Source organism: Ruminococcus sp. OA3, assembly GCF_022440845.1.
Taxonomy (GTDB): domain Bacteria; phylum Bacillota; class Clostridia; order Lachnospirales; family Lachnospiraceae; genus Ruminococcus_G.
In genome coordinates, this window is the sequence record NZ_JAKNTO010000001.1 from 2,522,834 (window position 1) to 2,540,554 (window position 17,721).

Consider the following 17,721-nt stretch of genomic DNA (forward strand, 5'->3'; position numbering starts at 1 on the left):
TGCACTGTTTGCTGTTATAATTATATGGATAAAAGGAGCTATTTCAAAGAAAAAAGAGAATTAGCGAATGATGACTTCTCAGAGTGGAGAAATTCTAAACAAACAGAAGACAGGTTTATCCGCAGTCGGAGCGCGGCAGAATATGTTATTCCAAATATTCTGCCGCGCTGAAATTTTGTAAAAAATAAACACATTCCCCACGCTTTCCAAAAGAAAACACCGATAAACTTTACAATCTCTACCAGTTTATATTATAATGTACGCGTAGGCCATGAGCCGTGCAGAAGACAACGAAGTATAAAAACTGTGCTTGCACAGCTTTTTATGGTGAGGCAGGATTCTATAGGGCGAAGCCCGCGAACGAGTTGAAGCGAAGCGGAGACTCGTTAGGCACGGCGGAGTAGTGTATAGAGACGGAATAGATAAAGGAGAAGCTAAGAGATGGATATTACAAAACTGTCTGATCTGGACATTACGGCTTTGGACATTGCAGCTCCAAACTGGCTTCTTGCAGTCAGTGCAGTGATTGCTGTGCTCAACTGCTTTTTGGGATACCGGCTTTTAAAACTGTGGGTAACCATGGTCGGTTTTGTCATCGGGGCAGTTATCGGATATTTTGCAACAGTGGGATATGTGAATAATATAGGTATTGCTATTCTGACAGGAATGCTCGGCGGAATGCTGATTGGATTTCTGGCATTTCGTGTATACTTGCTGGGTGTGTTTCTGATCTCTTTTGTCCTGGTTTTTTCCATGTTTTTACGAATACCGTCAGACAGTGAAACACTGATGCTGATTGTATTGGGCGGTGGTTTGATTGCAGCATTTGTTGCCGGCATTGCCGCTGCAAAATTTGTACGTCCTGCGGTCATTATCATAACCGGTATAAGCGGAGGATTGGGTGCAGCGTCAGACTATTTTATGCTGATGAAAGATAAAGAACCGGTACACGTTCTGGGTGCAGGAGTGATCCTTGCTGTGTCCGGCATTCTTGTGCAGTTTTTAACGACACGAAAAGAGAAAAAAATGTGAAGTACGTGCTATGTTCACAGAAGAAACATAGTTCTCTGTTATATTGAAAAAAAGGTAAAAATCAGGAGGTACAGGGAATGGATCATTTAAAAATCATGGTAGTGGACGATGAAAGCAGGATGCGCAAGCTGGTGAGAGACTTTCTGGTTAAGCAGGACTTTTCCGTTCTGGAGGCAGAAAACGGTGAGCAGGCAGTCGACCTGTTTTATGAAAATAAAGATATTGCACTGATCATATTAGATGTCATGATGCCGAAAATGGATGGCTGGCAGGTATGTAAAGAAATACGAAAGCAATCAAAGGTGCCGATTATCATGCTTACTGCAAAAGGCGATGAGCAGGACGAACTTCTCGGGTTTGAGCTGGGAGTAGATGAATATATTTCAAAACCGTTCAGCCCCAAGATTCTGGTTGCCCGCGTGGAGGCCATCCTGAGGCGCACCGGAAAATCGGATGCAAGTGAGCAGCTGGCAGCCGGCGGCATTGTGATCGACAAGGCTGCCCACATGGTGACAATTGATGGAAAATCAATCGAACTGAGCTTTAAGGAATTTGAACTGCTGACTTACTTTATGGAAAATGAAGGGATTGCGCTCTCCAGAGAAAAAATTTTGAATAACGTGTGGAATTATGATTATTTTGGGGATGCCAGAACGATTGATACCCACGTAAAAAAACTTCGCAGTAAGATGGGCGACAAAGGAGAACTGATTCGTACAATCTGGGGAATGGGGTATAAATTTGAGGTAGAGTCATGAAACGCTCTATCAATCGTCAGATTGGCGGGATGTTTATCATACTGGTAGGACTGGCATTGACCGCTATCTGGTTGTGTAATTATTTCTTTCTCGAAGAGTTTTATGTGGCTCAGAAGATTAAAATCCTGAAAACAGGGGTGGAGCAGCTGAACAGCTACAGCATCGAAGATCTTATTACGTCGGACAATGGATTCAGCCAGTTCTGTTCGGCGAATAATCTCAGTATAGTAGTTACCAGTATAGAATACAGTGAAGTATATACCAATGTGAAAGATAAAGACGGAAAGCTGCTGGCGGGGCGTCTCTTCGGATATATCACGGGAATTGATGAAGCAAAGCCGGTCATCCTGGAAAGAACTGATCAGTATGTGGTGCAGAAAAATCAGGATCTGGAAAAGAAAATGAATTATGTGGAGATCTGGGGAACACTGAATGACGGAGGCAGTTTTCTGATCCGCACTCCGATGGAGAGTATCCAGGACAGTGTTACGATATCTAACCGGTTCTACGCTTATATCGGCATGGGAGTGATCATGGCTGCGGCCGTCATTATCTGGTTTTTTACAAAACGCATTACCAGGCCGCTCACTGAACTGACAGCAATATCCCGGAAAATGGCAGCGCTTGATTTCGATACAAAGTATGAGAGCGGTGGAGATAACGAGATCGGTGTTCTGGGACATAATTTCAATACGATGTCTGAAAAACTGGAACAGACGATTTCTGAGCTGAAGTGCGCTAATATTGAACTTCAGCAGGATATACAGAAGAAAATTCAGGTCGATGAGATGCGCAAAGAATTTTTGTCAAACGTATCACACGAATTAAAGACACCGATCGCGCTGATCCAGGGGTATGCGGAAGGGCTGCAGGATAACATCAATGATGACGAAGAGAGCAGGGAGTTTTACTGCGAAGTCATAATAGATGAAGCCGCCAAGATGAACAAGATGGTCAAGAAGCTGTTGACTTTAAATCAGCTGGAATTTGGAAATGACCAGATTACGATGGAACGTTTTGACCTGACTGCGCTGATTCAGGGTGTGATTCAGGCGTCACAGATTTTGATTGAACAAAAGCAGGTCGAGGTGATCTTTGCACAAAAAGATCCGCTTTACGTATGGGGCGATGAATTCAAGATTGAGGAGGTTGTGACAAACTTCTTTTCAAATGCCTTAAACCACGTGCAGTACAAAAACAAGATTGAAATACGCTGTGAGCAGCAGGGCAATCTGGTGAGGACCTCTGTATTTAACACAGGAGACCCGATTCCGGAAGAAGATATTGATAAAATCTGGGTTAAGTTCTATAAAGTGGATAAGGCACGGACCAGAGAGTATGGGGGAAGCGGAATCGGTCTTTCCATCGTAAAGGCAATTATGGAATCCATGCATCAGAAATGCGGTGTACGCAATTATGAAAATGGTGTTGAATTCTGGTTTGACCTGGAATCCAAAGCATAAGATAAATGAGGAGATAGATGAATGATTGCAATAATTGACTATGATGCGGGGAACATCAAGAGTGTAGAAAAGGCACTTCAGCTGCTTGGAGAGGACGTGACGGTGACAGGAGATGCCGAAGTGATCAAAAGGGCAGAGAAAGTAATTCTCCCAGGTGTTGGATCCTTCGGGGATGCGATGGAGAATCTGCACCGTTTTTCTCTGGTGCCTGTGATCCATGAGGTAATAGAACAGAAAACGCCTTTTCTCGGGATTTGTCTCGGCCTTCAGCTTTTGTTCGAGAGAAGTGATGAGAGCCCCGGCATTGATGGTCTGGGGGTGCTGAAAGGTGAGATCCTTCGGATTCCTGGCAGGGAAGGACTGAAAATCCCGCATATGGGATGGAATTCTCTGCACCTGCAGCACAGCGGGCGACTGTTTCAGGAAATTCCCGAAGAATCCTATGTATACTTTGTACACTCTTATTATTTGAAAGCTGCCGAAGAGACAATTGTAAAAGCGTGCACGCAGTACAGTACATGCATTCATGCATCCGTGGAACAGGATAACGTATTTGCATGCCAGTTCCATCCTGAGAAAAGTTCAGAGGTCGGCCTTCAGATATTAAGAAATTTTGTGAAAATTGGAAGGGAGGACTGCTGATCATGTTTACCAAACGAATCATTCCCTGTCTGGATGTCCATGACGGACGAGTTGTCAAAGGAGTAAATTTTGTAAATCTCCAGGATGCGGGAGATCCGGTTGAGATTGCCAGGGCCTATGATAAAGCAGGGGCGGATGAAGTAGTATTTCTGGATATCACAGCCTCTTCTGATGACCGTGCCACGGTTGTGGATATGGTGAGAAAAGTTGCAGCCAATGTCTTTATCCCGTTTACTGTCGGGGGTGGAATCCGCACGGTAGATGATTTTAAGATGCTTCTCCGGGAGGGCGCAGATAAGATTTCCATTAATTCTTCTGCCATCAACAATCCGGAGCTGATACGGGAGGCATCGCTGAAGTTCGGAAGCCAGTGTGTGGTAGTGGCAATCGACGCCAAGCGAAGAGCAGACGGAAGCGGCTGGAACATTTATAAAAATGGTGGTCGTATTGATGTCGGAACAGATGCTGTAGAGTGGGCACAAACGGTGGAGGGACTGGGAGCAGGAGAGATCTTGCTGACAAGTATGGACTGCGACGGGACGAAAGCGGGTTATGATATTGCGCTGACCCGTGCGATTGCAGATGCCGTATCGATACCTGTCATCGCATCCGGCGGCGCCGGGACCATGGAGCATTTTTATGAAACATTGACGGATGGAGGCGCGGATGCGGCACTGGCGGCTTCGCTGTTCCATTATAAAGAACTGGAGATAAAAGAAGTAAAGAAATACCTGGCAGACCGGGAAGTACCGGTTCGCCTGTAAGAAAAGGGGATTGTTATGCCGCCAATCAGTGGAGCATGGGCCAGGGCTCTGGCACCTGAATTTAAAAAACCGTACTATAAAAAATTATTTCAGACAGTAGCACAGGAATACCAGACGCGACAGATCTTTCCGAATGGGGATGATATCTTTAATGCTTTTCATTTTACACCGCTTGATCAGGTGAAGGTCGTGATCCTGGGCCAGGACCCTTACCACGGAGAAGGGCAGGCGCATGGCCTGTGTTTTTCTGTGAAACCGGAGGTGGAGATACCGCCGTCGCTGGTAAACATCTATAAAGAGCTGGAGGAGGATATCGGATGTTATATTCCAAATAACGGTTATCTTGAGAAATGGGCACATCAGGGGGTACTGCTTCTCAATACCGTACTGACGGTTCGGGCACATCAGGCAAATTCTCACCGGGGGATCGGGTGGGAAGAATTTACGGATGCGGCGATTCATGTGCTGGCGCAGCAGGAACGTCCGATCGTATTCATACTCTGGGGAAAACCTGCACAGGCGAAGGAGAGTATGATCACGAATCCGCTGCATCTGGTCCTGAAATCCTCCCATCCCAGCCCGCTCTCTGCATACCGCGGTTTTTTCGGCAGTCGTGTGTTCAGCAGGACCAATACTTATCTGGAGAGTCACGGCCTGACGCCGATTGACTGGCAGATCGAGAATCGATAGATAAAGGAAGAAAACGTATGGGTAAGAAAAGTTCATCTTTTATGAAACAGGCATCCTTTTTAATGGTTGCTGGTTTGATCGTGCGCATTATCGGTCTGCTGTATCGAACGCCTATGAAGGCGGCCATCGGAGGACTCGGGTACGGTTATTACGGTTATGCTTATAATGTATACAATATATTGCTCCTGATTTCCGGCTACAGCATTCCGGTAGCAGTGTCGAAGCTGATGTCAGAGCGGCTGGCAAAAAAACAGTACAGAAATGCGCAGAAGATTTTCTGGGGGGCGGTTATCTATATTCTGATTATCGGTTCACTGGCATCGATTGTTGCGTTTGTGTTCGCTGAACAGCTGCTTCCTGTCGGGGCAGAAGATGCGGTTCTTGCGCTGCGGGTACTGTCACCTACAATTATGCTGGCGGGTCTGCTGGGAGTTATGCGGGGGTATTTCCAGGCGAATCATAATATGCTTCCAACATCTGTCTCTCAGATACTGGAGCAGATTCTGAATGCCGTCGTCAGTGTTGTGGCTGCATATTTTCTGGTGAAAAGCTTCGGAACGACTTCTGATACCCGTGCAATCTACGGAGCTGCCGGTGGAACGCTGGGCACGGGGGTTGGCGTTGTGTCCGGGATTGTCTTTATGCTGCTGGTGTTCGGACTGAACAGGAAAATCATTAAGAGAAAACTGATACGTGATACCTCGTCATATCAGGAGAGTTATGGTGAAATTGCAAAAGTGCTGCTTTTGATGATGACTCCCGTTCTCCTGAGTACTTTTTTATATAATGTAAGTGCATATGTTGACCAGTCTATATTTTCTCCGCTGATGCTTGCCAAGGGGGCTGCCGCGGACAGCATTACAGAGATTTACGGCGTATTCAGCGGACAATATATGGTGCTTATCAATATTCCCGTAGCGCTTGCCAATGCGACTTCCACGGCGATGATGCCGGAGATTACCGCAAACTATGCTACCGGTGACGTGAACGGGGCCAGAAGTAAGATCAATGAAGCCATCCGTATGACGATGTTTATCGCGATTCCCGCAGCGTTTGGTCTGGCAGTGCTGGCTTATCCGATCATGGAACTTCTGTTCCCTGGATCGCCGGATGCAGCAGGAACGATGCTGATCGCAGGTGCAGTGTCGGTGTTATTTTATTCACTGTCTACGATCACAAACGGTGTGCTGCAGGGCATTGGAAAACAGTATATTCCCCTGCGCAATGCGGCTGTTTCACTGGTTGTGAATGTGGCCGTGCTGGCCGGACTGACGAAGTTTACTGACCTTGGAATTTACAGTGTGCTGGCTTCAACAGTGGCATATTCACTTTGCATGTGCATTCTGAATGATATTGCAGTCCGCAAATACCTGAGTTACCGTGGAGAGTTTATCGATACATACCTGAAGCCGATCGGCGCTGCTGCCGGAATGGGAGCCGTGGCATGGATCGTATATTATGGTCTGCATCTGTTTATCCCAGTCAGAATTGTCTGCCTTGGTGCGGCGGTCATATTTGCAGTTGCTGCGTACCTGATCTTCTATGTGCTGATAACCAGGATACCGGAAGCACAGCTTCGAAGATTTCCGATGGGCGGTGCAATGGTCAGAGGCATGAAGAAACTTCATCTTTTAAAATAGTGAAAAAGACACCCGGAGATACGAAACTCTGAAATTTCGTATCTCCGGGTGTCTTTTATATTGGCATACTAGTTATCCATGTTTTTCACAGCCGTGGAAAGCATCAGCTTAATACGGTTCAGCTGGTTGACTTCGCTTGCTCCCGGATCATAGTCGATGGCTACGATGTTGGCATCGGGATACTCACGTCTTATTTCCTTAATCACACCTTTTCCGACGATGTGATTTGGCAGGCATCCGAACGGCTGGGTGCATACGATGTTCTTGGCATTGTTATGTATCAGCTCCATCATCTCACCGGTCAAAAACCACCCTTCACCCGTCTGGTTTCCGATCGATACGATCGGTGCAGCCATTCTGGCGAGATCTTCAATCTTTGCCGGCGGATCAAAATGCTTACTTTTCTCAAATTCTTTTGTTGCCGCGCTTCTCAGCCATTCGATTCCCCTGATCGCGATGTTTGCCATCTTTGCGGTTGACTGTTTGGTACCCAGGTATTTGGATTTAAAATTCTGATTATAAAAACAGTAACACATAAAATCGATCAGATCAGGGACGACCGGTTCAGCGCCTTCGCGTTCCAGGAGTTCTGCCAGATGATTATTGGCAGCTGGCAGGAACTTTACAAGGATCTCTCCGACGATACCGACGCGCGGTTTTTTCTCATCGGTGATCGGCAGGCGATCAAAGTCGCGGATGATGGTGCGGCAGATCTGTTTGAAGCGGGTATGGCTCATCCGTTTGGCTGTTATAAAATCAATGCAGATCTTTTCCCATTTTCGGTGAAGCCGGTTGGCAGAGCCTTTTTTCTTTTCATAGGGCCTCATCCGGTAGATGCATTTCATCAGGATATCGCCGAACACGCAGGCGTATGCCAGACGTATCGCGAGATCCGGTGTGATCTTGAAACCGGGATTGCTCTCCAGCCCGCTTAAGTTGATGGAGATCACCGGAATGTGTGACATTCCCGCTTTTTCCAGTGCACGGCGGATGAAGGCGATGTAATTAGAGGCACGGCAGCCTCCGCCGGTCTGCGACATGATGATCGCAACATGGTCCAGATCATATTTTCCGGACAACAGTGCCTGCATGATCTGTCCGACTACCATAAGAGAGGGGTAGCATGCGTCATTGTTTACGTACTTCAGCCCCACATCAACAGCCTCTTTATTGTCGTTTGGCAATACTTCCAGCCGGTAACCGGCGGCGTTGAATGCCGGTCCCAGAATCTTGAAATGGATCGGTGACATCTGCGGACACAGGATCGTATATGTCTTCCGCATTTCCTTCGTAAAGGAAACCTTTTCTATAGAAGAAGGCATGATGGTCCGGTTGATACAGAACTTTTCACGGGTTCTGATCGCTGCGAGCAGAGAGCGGACCCTGATGCGTGCAGCTCCCAGGTTGTTCACCTCATCAATTTTCAGGCAGGTATAGATCTTTCCGCTGTGCAGAAGGATTTCATTGACCTCATCCGTCGTGACGGCGTCCAGTCCGCAGCCAAAAGAATTCAGCTGGATCAGATCAAGATCTTCCCTTTCTTTGACAAAGTTGGCAGCGGCGTAAAGCCGTGTATGGTACATCCACTGGTCATTGACTCGTATCGGGCGCTGAAGGGGCGCCAGATGCGAGACGGCATCCTCTGTCAGGACGGCTACCCCATACGAATTGACCAGGTCCGGGATACCATGATGGATTTCCGGATCGATATGGTAGGGGCGTCCTGCGAGTACGATACCATGGCGGCCGTGTTTTTCCATCCAGGCGAGGGTTTCCTCGCCTTTGCGCATCATGTCTCTTCTCTGTGCGTCCTGCTCCATCCATGCCTCATGAGCAGCTTTGCGGATCTCATCATCCGGAATATCCGGGAATTCTTTTACGAGACGTTCCGTCAGAATCTTCTCATTCGTAAATGCCATAAAGGGATTCCGGAAAATAATAGAATCATCGTTCAGCTCATCCACATTGTTTTTAATGTTTTCCGCGTACGACGTCACGATCGGGCAGTTAAAATGGTTGACAGAGTCTTCAAACTCCGTTCTCTCATACGGAATACACGGGTAAAAGATAAATTTTACGCCCTGGCGTATCAGCCAGGTTACATGGCCGTGTGCCAGTTTGGCGGGATAACACTCGGATTCACTGGGAATCGATTCGATCCCCAGCTCATAGATCTTGCGTGTCGAGGTTGGCGAGAGCACGACCTGGTATTTCAGGGATGTAAAAAATGTGAACCAGAAAGGATAGTTCTCAAACATATTGAGCACGCGCGGAATACCAACCTGTCCGCGTACGGCCTGGTCTGCGGGAAGCGGTTCATAGCCGAAGATCCTCTGATACTTATATTCAAACAGGTTTGGAATATGGTCTTTGTTTTTTTCTTTCCCAATTCCGCGCTCGCAGCGGTTTCCACTGATGAACTGGCGCCCACCGCTGAAGCGGTTGATCGTCAGACGGCAGTTATTCGTACATCCCTTGCAGTTTGCCATGGAGGTGGTAAATTTCAGGGTGTTGATCTTATCGATCGGGAGCATCGAGGTAACGGTGTCTTCCTCGTATCGCTCACGTGCAATCAGGGCAGCGCCAAAAGCGCCCATGATGCCGGCAATGTCCGGTCTTACCGCTTCGCAGTCAGCTATCTTTTCAAAACTTCTCAGTACGGCGTCATTGTAAAAAGTACCGCCCTGAACAACGATGTGTTTTCCAAGTTCTGATGCGTCCGATACTTTGATGACCTTGTAAAGGGCATTTTTGATCACAGAATATGCCAGGCCTGCAGAGATATCAGCGACTTCAGCGCCTTCCTTCTGAGCCTGCTTTACTTTTGAATTCATGAATACGGTACAGCGTGTGCCCAGATCAATCGGATTTTTGGCAAACAATGCCGCCCTGGCAAAGTCTTCCACACTGTAGTTCAGGGATTTTGCAAAGGTTTCAATAAATGAGCCGCAGCCGGAAGAGCAGGCTTCATTCAGCTGCACGCTGTCTACGACCCCGTCCTTGATCTTGATGCATTTCATATCCTGTCCGCCAATGTCAAGAATACAGTCAACCTTGGGATTGAAAAAGGCTGCGGCGTAATAATGGGATACCGTTTCGACCTCGCCTTCGTCGAGCATCAGAGCTGCCTTTATCAGTGCTTCCCCGTAACCGGTGGAGCAGGACCAGGCGATGTTTGCCTTTTCCGGAAGGTGACTGTAAATTTCCTGAATTGCCCTTATCGTAGTTGCCAGAGGACTTCCGTTATTGTTGTCATAAAAAGAATACAGAAGAGAGCCGTCCTCTGCGACGAGGGCAGCTTTTGTTGTTGTGGATCCGGCATCAATGCCGAGATAACAATTCCCCTCATAGGCACTCAGATCGGAGGTCCGCACATTATAATGGCTTTGGCGGTTGTTAAATGATTCGTATTCCTCATCAGAAGCAAACAGAGGCTCCATACGGTCAACCTCAAAATCCAGTTTAACGCTGGCGGCCAGCTGTGTCTGCAGCATGCGCATGGAATGGCTGACTTCCTCATTGGCATTCATGGCAGATCCGATGGCGGCGAACAGATGCGAATTATCAGGGACAATCGTGTGTTCTTCGTCAAGGTTCAAAGTGCGGATAAAAGCCTGCTTCAGTTCCGATAAAAAATGAAGCGGACCTCCGAGAAAAGCGATATGCCCCCGGATCGGCTTTCCGCAGGCCAGTCCGCTGATCGTCTGATTGACAACTGCCTGAAAGATAGAAGCAGACAGATCTTCCTTTGTCGCTCCCTCGTTGATCAGAGGCTGTATATCAGATTTTGCAAATACACCGCATCTGGCTGCAATAGGATAGAGTGCTTTGTAATGCCTGGCGTATTCATTCAGGCCGACTGCGTCTGTCTGCAGCAGGGAGGCCATCTGATCGATAAAAGAACCGGTTCCTCCGGCACAGATTCCATTCATACGCTGCTCAATGGAACCTCCCTCAAAATAAATAATCTTGGCGTCTTCACCGCCAAGTTCGATTGCAACATCTGTTTTGGGTGCCAGCTCCTGCAGAGAAGAGGACACGGCGATGACCTCCTGTACGAAGGGGACTTTCAGGTGATTGGCAAGAGCCAGTCCTCCCGAACCCGTGATGACAGGATGGACAGTAAGGTCACCGATCTGGCAGCAGGCTTTGTCGAGAAGCGCTGCAAGTGTCTCCTGTATATTCGCAAAATGTCGTTCATAATCTGAGAAAAGGAGACGATGATCTTTATCCAAAACTGCAATTTTAACGGTTGTTGAACCGATGTCAATACCTAACGTATATTTCATTTTGTTCTCCTCATTGGTGTTTCCATTTAATAAGTAAAATTCTATGATATTATACGCTGAACACGGTAAAATTGCAATCAGAAAAAATATGTAAATCTTTTGGCAAAAATATGGTATAATGATTGCGCTAAAGCGCAATCTAAAGCGATTACATCGTCTTTATGCCGGAAAGCCACGGCTTGAAAAGTAAAGGCACCTTATGCCGCTTACTTTCCTGTGCACGTGGTATACTCTATAAACAGACAGGGAAAGGAACTAAGAACATGTATCAGATCATTCACAGAAACGGTCTTGCCAAAAGAGCAAGGCTTATCACTGTTCACGGAACGATTGAGACTCCGGTATTCATGAATGTCGGAACTGCAGCGGCAATTAAGGGTGCTGTGGCGACGACAGACTTAAAGGATATCAAAACACAGGTGCAGCTGTCTAATACGTATCATCTCCATGTGAGACCGGGAGATGAGGTAGTTAAAAAACTGGGCGGCCTGCATAAATTTATGAACTGGGACCGGCCGATTCTGACTGATTCCGGCGGCTTTCAGGTGTTTTCGCTGGGAGAACTGCGGAAGATCAAAGAAGAGGGCGTGTATTTCCGGTCGCATGTGGACGGCAGGAGAATTTTTATGGGACCGGAGGAGAGTATGCGGATTCAGTCAAATCTGGGTTCTACGATCGCAATGGCATTTGATGAATGCCCGTCCAGTGTCGCATCCAGGGAATACGTTCAGAATTCCGTTGACAGGACGACACGATGGCTGAAACGCTGCCAGGCAGAGATGGCCCGGCTCAACGCTGTGGAAGATACGATCAATCCGCATCAGCTGCTTTTTGGTATCAATCAGGGAGCGATCTACCAGGATATCCGTATTGATCACGCAGAGACGATCTCTGAGCTGGGACTTGACGGGTATGCAGTGGGAGGACTGGCAGTCGGCGAGAGCCATGAGGAGATGTATTATATACTGGACGAGGTAGTCCCGCACCTGCCGTCGGAAAAACCGACGTATCTGATGGGAGTCGGCACCCCCGCTAATATTCTGGAAGCAGTGTCAAGAGGCGTTGACTTCTTTGACTGTGTTTACCCGAGCAGAAACGGCCGGCACGGACATGTCTATACCAACCGCGGGAAACTAAACATGCTGAATGCGAAATATGAGCTGGACGATGCCCCGATCGAGGAAGGATGCGGATGCCCGGCATGCACACATTACAGCAGGGCTTATATCCGTCATCTGCTGAAGGCAAAGGAAATGCTGGGTATGCGCCTCTGTGTGCTGCACAACCTGTATTTTTATAATACGATGATGGAAGAAATCCGTCAGGCAATCGAGGAAGACAACTTTCATTCTTATAAAACTGCAAAACTGGAAGGCTTTCAGGAAAATGATAAAAAATAGTATAGATAAAATGAAAAAATACTTGCTGAAATGGTATAAGTTGTGTATTATTGATATATTAGGTAAAAATATAGAAGAGATTTAGGAGGAATATTTATGATAGCATCTGCAACGGCTTCTTCTGCCAACTCAGGATTGCTTGGCACCGGTTCCATGATCTTGTGGCTGGTAGTATTATTTGGACTGATGTATTTTCTGATGATCCGTCCTCAGAAAAAAGAACAGAAACGTGTAGGGGCAATGCTCTCCGACCTTGCGGTCGGCGATGCGATTGTTACGACCAGCGGATTTTATGGAATTGTGATCGACATCACAGATGAGGATGTCATTGTAGAGTTCGGCAACAATAAAAACTGCCGTATTCCGATGAGAAAAGCTGCCATAGCGGAAGTAGAAAAGGCGGAAGAGGTACAGAATAACTGATTGTATGTCGGGGGTTGGATGTCACAGCATCCAGCCCCTTGTTTACGTCAACGCAGGCAGCCACTGCGGGGCGGCACCATTTTTTGTTGAAAAATCGTTTAAAATAGATTATTATATAGAGTAATAGGCTGTTCGGGAGGAAAAAAATATGGAATATAACATAGCGTTAATTCCGGGCGATGGAATTGGTCCGGAAATTGTTGAAGAAGCAAAGAAAGTACTGGATCAAGTATGCGAAAAATTTCATCATAAGTTTCATTATACAACTTTGCTGCTTGGCGGAGCATCCATTGATGCAAACGGCGTGCCGCTGACGGATGAGACGATCGATCAGGCAAAGGCGTCAGATGCCATTCTGATGGGTTCAATCGGGGGAGATGCTGCGACATCCCCGTGGTATCAGCTGGAACCGTCAAAACGGCCGGAGGCAGGGCTTCTGGCGATCCGCAAAGCCCTGAATCTGTTCGCGAATCTGCGTCCGGCATATCTGTATGAGGAACTGAAAGCGGCATGTCCGCTGCGTGATGAGATCATCGGAGAAGGATTTGACATGATGATCATGCGTGAGCTTACGGGTGGGCTGTATTTTGGGGAACGTAAAACAGTCGAGGAGAACGGAGTCAGAAAAGCGATCGATACTCTTACATACGATGAAAATGAAATACGCAGAATTGCGAGAAGAGGATTTGACATTGCAATGAAACGCCGCAGAAAAGTAACGAGTGTCGATAAGGCGAATGTTCTGGACTCTTCGAGACTATGGAGAAGCGTTGTTGAGGAAGTGTCAGAAGATTATCCGGAAGTGACGCTTACGCATATGCTGGTGGATAACTGCGCGATGCAGCTGGTCAGAAATCCGGGACAGTTCGATGTGATTCTTACGGAAAATATGTTTGGAGATATTCTGTCAGATGAAGCCAGTATGGTAACCGGATCAATCGGCATGCTGTCGTCCGCCAGCCTGAATGAGACAAAACTCGGGCTTTATGAACCCAGTCACGGTTCGGCGCCGGATATTGCGGGCAAAAACATGGCAAATCCGATCGCAACGATCCTCTCTGCCGCAATGATGCTGCGGTATTCGCTGGATCTTGATGAAGAAGCAGATGCGGTGGAAGCAGCGGTGAAACATGTTCTTGCAGACGGGTACCGCACTGTGGATATTATGTCAGAAGGCTGTACACAGCTTGGAACTGTTGAAATGGGCAGAATGATCGTTCAGAATATATAGTAGAAAAGGGAGAGGAACAGATATGAGAAGTGATGCAGTAAAAAAAGGCGTGCAGCAGGCACCGCACAGATCTCTGTTCAATGCGCTTGGCATGACAAATGAAGAGATGGATAAACCGCTGATCGGTATTGTGAGCTCTTATAACGAAATCGTACCGGGGCATATGAACCTGGATAAGATTGTAGAGGCTGTTAAGATGGGAGTCGCACTTGCCGGAGGAGTACCGCGCGTATTTCCGGCAATCGCAGTCTGTGACGGGATTGCGATGGGACACATCGGCATGAAATATTCTCTGGTCACCAGGGACCTGATCGCTGATTCGACAGAAGCCATGGCGCTGGCACATCAGTTTGATGCACTGGTGATGGTTCCGAATTGTGATAAAAATGTCCCTGGTCTTCTGATGGCAGCAGCAAGAATCAACGTTCCGACGGTGTTTGTGAGCGGAGGACCGATGCTGGCCGGTCATGTCAAAGGTCATAAAACGAGCCTTTCCAGTATGTTTGAGGCAGTGGGGGCACATGCGGCAGGAAAATACTCAGATGCGGATGTGGAAGAGTATGAGTGCAAGGCATGTCCGACCTGTGGTTCGTGTTCAGGAATGTATACGGCAAACAGCATGAACTGCCTGACGGAAGTGCTCGGCATGGGCCTTCAGGGAAACGGTACGATCCCGGCTGTGTATTCCGAACGGATCCGTCTCGCAAAACATGCGGGTATGCAGGTGATGGAACTTTTGAAAAAGGATATCCGGCCGCGTGATATCATGACGGAAGAAGCAGTGATCAATGCACTGACTGTTGATATGGCGCTCGGCTGCTCCACGAACAGTATGCTGCATCTGCCTGCGATCGCACATGAGATCGGAATGGATTTTAAAATACCGTATGCGAATGAGATCAGTGCGAAAACACCGAATCTCTGCCATCTGGCACCGGCAGGGCCGACTTATATGGAAGATCTGAATGAAGCCGGCGGCGTCTATGCAGTCATGAATGAACTGAACAAAAAAGGACTGCTGAACACAGAATGTATGACGGTAACGGGAAAGACTGTCGGGGAAAATATCAAAGACTGCAGAAATCTGAATCCGGAGGTTATCCGCCCGATTGAAAATCCGTACAGCGAGACAGGGGGACTTGCGGTGCTGCAGGGCAACCTGGCGCCGGACGGAAGTGTCGTCAAGCGCTCGGCGGTTGTCGAGGAGATGCTGGTGCACGAAGGACCTGCACGTGTGTTTGAATGCGAGGAGGATGCCAGTGAGGCGATCCTTTCCGGAAAGATAAAGGAAGGCGACGTTGTGGTCATCCGCTATGAAGGACCGAAAGGCGGGCCGGGAATGCGTGAGATGCTGAACCCGACTTCTCAGATCGCGGGAATGGGACTTGGTTCCTCCGTAGCCCTGATCACGGACGGAAGATTCAGCGGAGCATCCAGAGGAGCTTCAATCGGCCATGTCTCACCCGAAGCGGCAGTGGGAGGACCGATCGCTCTCATCGAGGAAGGCGATATGATTCAGATTGACATTCCGAATAACAGCCTGAATGTCAAAGTGAGTGATGAGGAGATGGCAGCCAGAAAAGAAAAATGGCAGCCGAGGGAGCCGAAAGTCACGACCGGCTATCTGGCGCGCTACGCTTCCATGGTAACCTCGGGGGACCGCGGTGCCGTGCTGGAAATTCCGAAAAATTAAGGAGGAAGCCTATGCAGTTAACAGGTTCAGAAATTATTATAGAATGTTTGAAGGAGCAGGGAGTAGATACTGTTTTCGGATATCCGGGAGGGACGATTCTGAACGTATACGATGAATTATATCGTCATCAGGATGAAATCCGTCATATTTTGACGTCACATGAGCAGGGGGCATCACACGCTGCTGACGGATATGCGAGAGCGACCGGCAAAGTTGGTGTCTGTTTCGCTACGTCAGGCCCGGGTGCCACCAACCTGGTGACGGGGATTGCAACGGCGTATATGGATTCCATCCCGCTCGTTGCAATTACCGCAAACGTGGGGGTTCCGCTGCTTGGAAAAGACAGTTTCCAGGAGATTGATATCGCCGGTGTGGTGATGCCGATCACAAAGCACAGCATGATCGTAAAAGATGTTACGAAACTTGCGGAGACAATTCGCAGAGCGTTCCATATTGCACAGTCAGGGCGTCCGGGACCGGTGCTTGTCGATGTGACGAAAGATGTCACAGCTTTAAAAGCAGAATATACTTTCCGTGAACCGGAAGTGGTTATACCGAGTACGGAAAAACTCAGAATGCAGGATATTGAACAGGCAGTCCAGATGATCGCGAAGGCCAAAAAACCGTTTATCATGATCGGAGGAGGCGCGATCCTCTCAGACGCTTCAGAGGAAGTCCGCACTTTTGTACATAAAGTCAATGCCCCGGTGGCATCTTCCCTGATGGGGAAAGGCGCGTTCCCTGAGACCGATGAGCTGTATACCGGGATGATCGGCATGCATGGAACAAAAACCTCTAATCTTGGAGTGATGGAGAGTGATCTTCTCATCACGATCGGGGCACGGTTCAGCGACCGTGTGACAGGGAGTACGGAAACATTTGCGCGCAAGGCAAAGATTCTCCAGATTGATGTGGATGCGGCGGAGATCAATAAAAATGTAGTGGTGGATGCGAGTGTTATCGGTGATGTAAAAGAAGTGCTGAAGCTTTTAAACGAGCAGATTCCACAGCAGGGACACGAAGAATGGCTGGAGCATATCCAGGATATGAAAGAACGTTATCCAATGCAGTATCATACGACCGGGCTTACCGGACCGTGTGTGATCGAAGCACTGTATGAAGCAACGAACGGTGAAGCGATTGTAACGACAGATGTAGGCCAGCATCAGATGTGGGCAGCACAGTATTACAAATATACACAGCCGCGCACCTTTATCACTTCCGGTGGCCTGGGAACCATGGGATACGGTCTTGGAGCTGCCATTGGAGCCAAATTCGGAAGACCGGATAAGATCGTAGTCAACGTCGGAGGCGACGGCTGTTTCCGGATGAATATGAATGAGATCGCTACAGCCGTCCGCAATGAGCTGCCGCTTATTCAGCTGGTCATCAATAACCATGTGCTGGGAATGGTGAGACAGTGGCAGACACTGTTCTATGAGAAACGCTATTCGCATACGGTATTGAATGACAAGACGGATTTTGTGAAGGTGGCGGAAGCCATGGGTGCTGTCGGCATCCGTGTCACGAAAAAGTCCGAGATTGTACCGGCGATTAAAAAGGCGATCGAGCTGAATACGACGGTTGTCATAGACTGTCAGATCGATTGTGATGACAAGGTATTCCCGATGGTTCCCGCGGGGGCGTCCATCGAGGAAGTTTTTGATGAACAGGATTTAACAATTAAAGAGTAAAG

General features: G+C 48.0%; 13 protein-coding genes. 12 read left to right on the forward strand and 1 reads right to left on the reverse strand.

Annotated elements, in window-relative coordinates; genetic code table 11:
• Positions 1-441 precede the first annotated feature (441 nt).
• The 7 genes from MCG98_RS11275 (at position 442) to MCG98_RS11305 (ending at position 6,989) form a co-directional block, all read left to right on the forward strand.
• Positions 442-1,032: a hypothetical protein gene (locus MCG98_RS11275; RefSeq protein ID WP_240302075.1), complete on the forward strand. Its 591-nt coding sequence runs from the start codon at positions 442-444 to the stop codon at positions 1,030-1,032.
• A 77-nt stretch (positions 1,033-1,109) separates the two neighbouring features.
• On the forward strand, positions 1,110-1,790 hold the full coding sequence (locus MCG98_RS11280) for a response regulator transcription factor (protein WP_240302076.1): 681 nt from the start codon (positions 1,110-1,112) through the stop codon (positions 1,788-1,790).
• Positions 1,787-3,253, forward strand: a complete 1,467-nt coding sequence (locus MCG98_RS11285) for a HAMP domain-containing sensor histidine kinase (protein WP_240302077.1) — start codon at positions 1,787-1,789, stop codon at positions 3,251-3,253. Before MCG98_RS11280 ends, MCG98_RS11285 begins: the two co-directional genes overlap by 4 nt.
• 21 nt (positions 3,254-3,274) lie before the next feature.
• Positions 3,275-3,895 carry an imidazole glycerol phosphate synthase subunit HisH gene (gene hisH, locus MCG98_RS11290; protein ID WP_240302078.1) on the forward strand — a complete coding sequence of 207 codons (621 nt, stop codon included), beginning with the start codon at positions 3,275-3,277 and terminating at the stop codon, positions 3,893-3,895.
• 2 nt (positions 3,896-3,897) lie between these two features.
• Positions 3,898-4,659, forward strand: a complete 762-nt coding sequence (gene hisF / locus MCG98_RS11295; protein ID WP_240302079.1) for an imidazole glycerol phosphate synthase subunit HisF — start codon at positions 3,898-3,900, stop codon at positions 4,657-4,659.
• A 15-nt stretch (positions 4,660-4,674) separates the two neighbouring features.
• Positions 4,675-5,349, forward strand: a complete 675-nt coding sequence (locus MCG98_RS11300) for a uracil-DNA glycosylase (protein WP_240302080.1) — start codon at positions 4,675-4,677, stop codon at positions 5,347-5,349.
• 17 nt (positions 5,350-5,366) lie between these two features.
• Complete coding sequence (locus tag MCG98_RS11305) at positions 5,367-6,989, forward strand: polysaccharide biosynthesis protein (protein ID WP_240302081.1); 1,623 nt, start codon at positions 5,367-5,369, stop codon at positions 6,987-6,989.
• Positions 6,990-7,057: 68 nt separating this feature from the next.
• On the opposite strand, the gene MCG98_RS11310 is transcribed toward MCG98_RS11305, so the two are convergent.
• Positions 7,058-11,278, reverse strand: a complete 4,221-nt coding sequence (locus MCG98_RS11310) for a 2-hydroxyacyl-CoA dehydratase (RefSeq protein WP_240302082.1) — start codon at positions 11,276-11,278, stop codon at positions 7,058-7,060.
• 263 nt (positions 11,279-11,541) lie between these two features.
• Between MCG98_RS11310 and tgt the strand changes: the two genes are divergently transcribed.
• From tgt to ilvB, 5 genes are all read left to right on the forward strand, one after another.
• Positions 11,542-12,678, forward strand: a complete 1,137-nt coding sequence (gene tgt / locus MCG98_RS11315; RefSeq protein WP_240302083.1) for a tRNA guanosine(34) transglycosylase Tgt — start codon at positions 11,542-11,544, stop codon at positions 12,676-12,678.
• A gap of 96 nt (positions 12,679-12,774) precedes the next feature.
• Positions 12,775-13,101 carry a preprotein translocase subunit YajC gene (gene yajC / locus MCG98_RS11320; RefSeq protein WP_028528902.1) on the forward strand — a complete coding sequence of 109 codons (327 nt, stop codon included), beginning with the start codon at positions 12,775-12,777 and terminating at the stop codon, positions 13,099-13,101.
• Positions 13,102-13,249: 148 nt separating this feature from the next.
• Positions 13,250-14,332 (forward strand): 3-isopropylmalate dehydrogenase, encoded by a 1,083-nt coding sequence (gene leuB / locus MCG98_RS11325; RefSeq protein WP_240302084.1) that lies wholly within the window; start codon positions 13,250-13,252, stop codon positions 14,330-14,332.
• Between the two features lie 22 nt (positions 14,333-14,354).
• The gene (ilvD, locus tag MCG98_RS11330; RefSeq protein WP_240302085.1) at positions 14,355-16,025 is read left to right on the forward strand and encodes a dihydroxy-acid dehydratase; all 1,671 of its coding nucleotides are present in this window, start codon (positions 14,355-14,357) and stop codon (positions 16,023-16,025) included.
• Between the two features lie 11 nt (positions 16,026-16,036).
• Complete coding sequence (ilvB, locus tag MCG98_RS11335; RefSeq protein ID WP_240302086.1) at positions 16,037-17,719, forward strand: biosynthetic-type acetolactate synthase large subunit; 1,683 nt, start codon at positions 16,037-16,039, stop codon at positions 17,717-17,719.
• Positions 17,720-17,721: the final 2 nt, after the last annotated feature.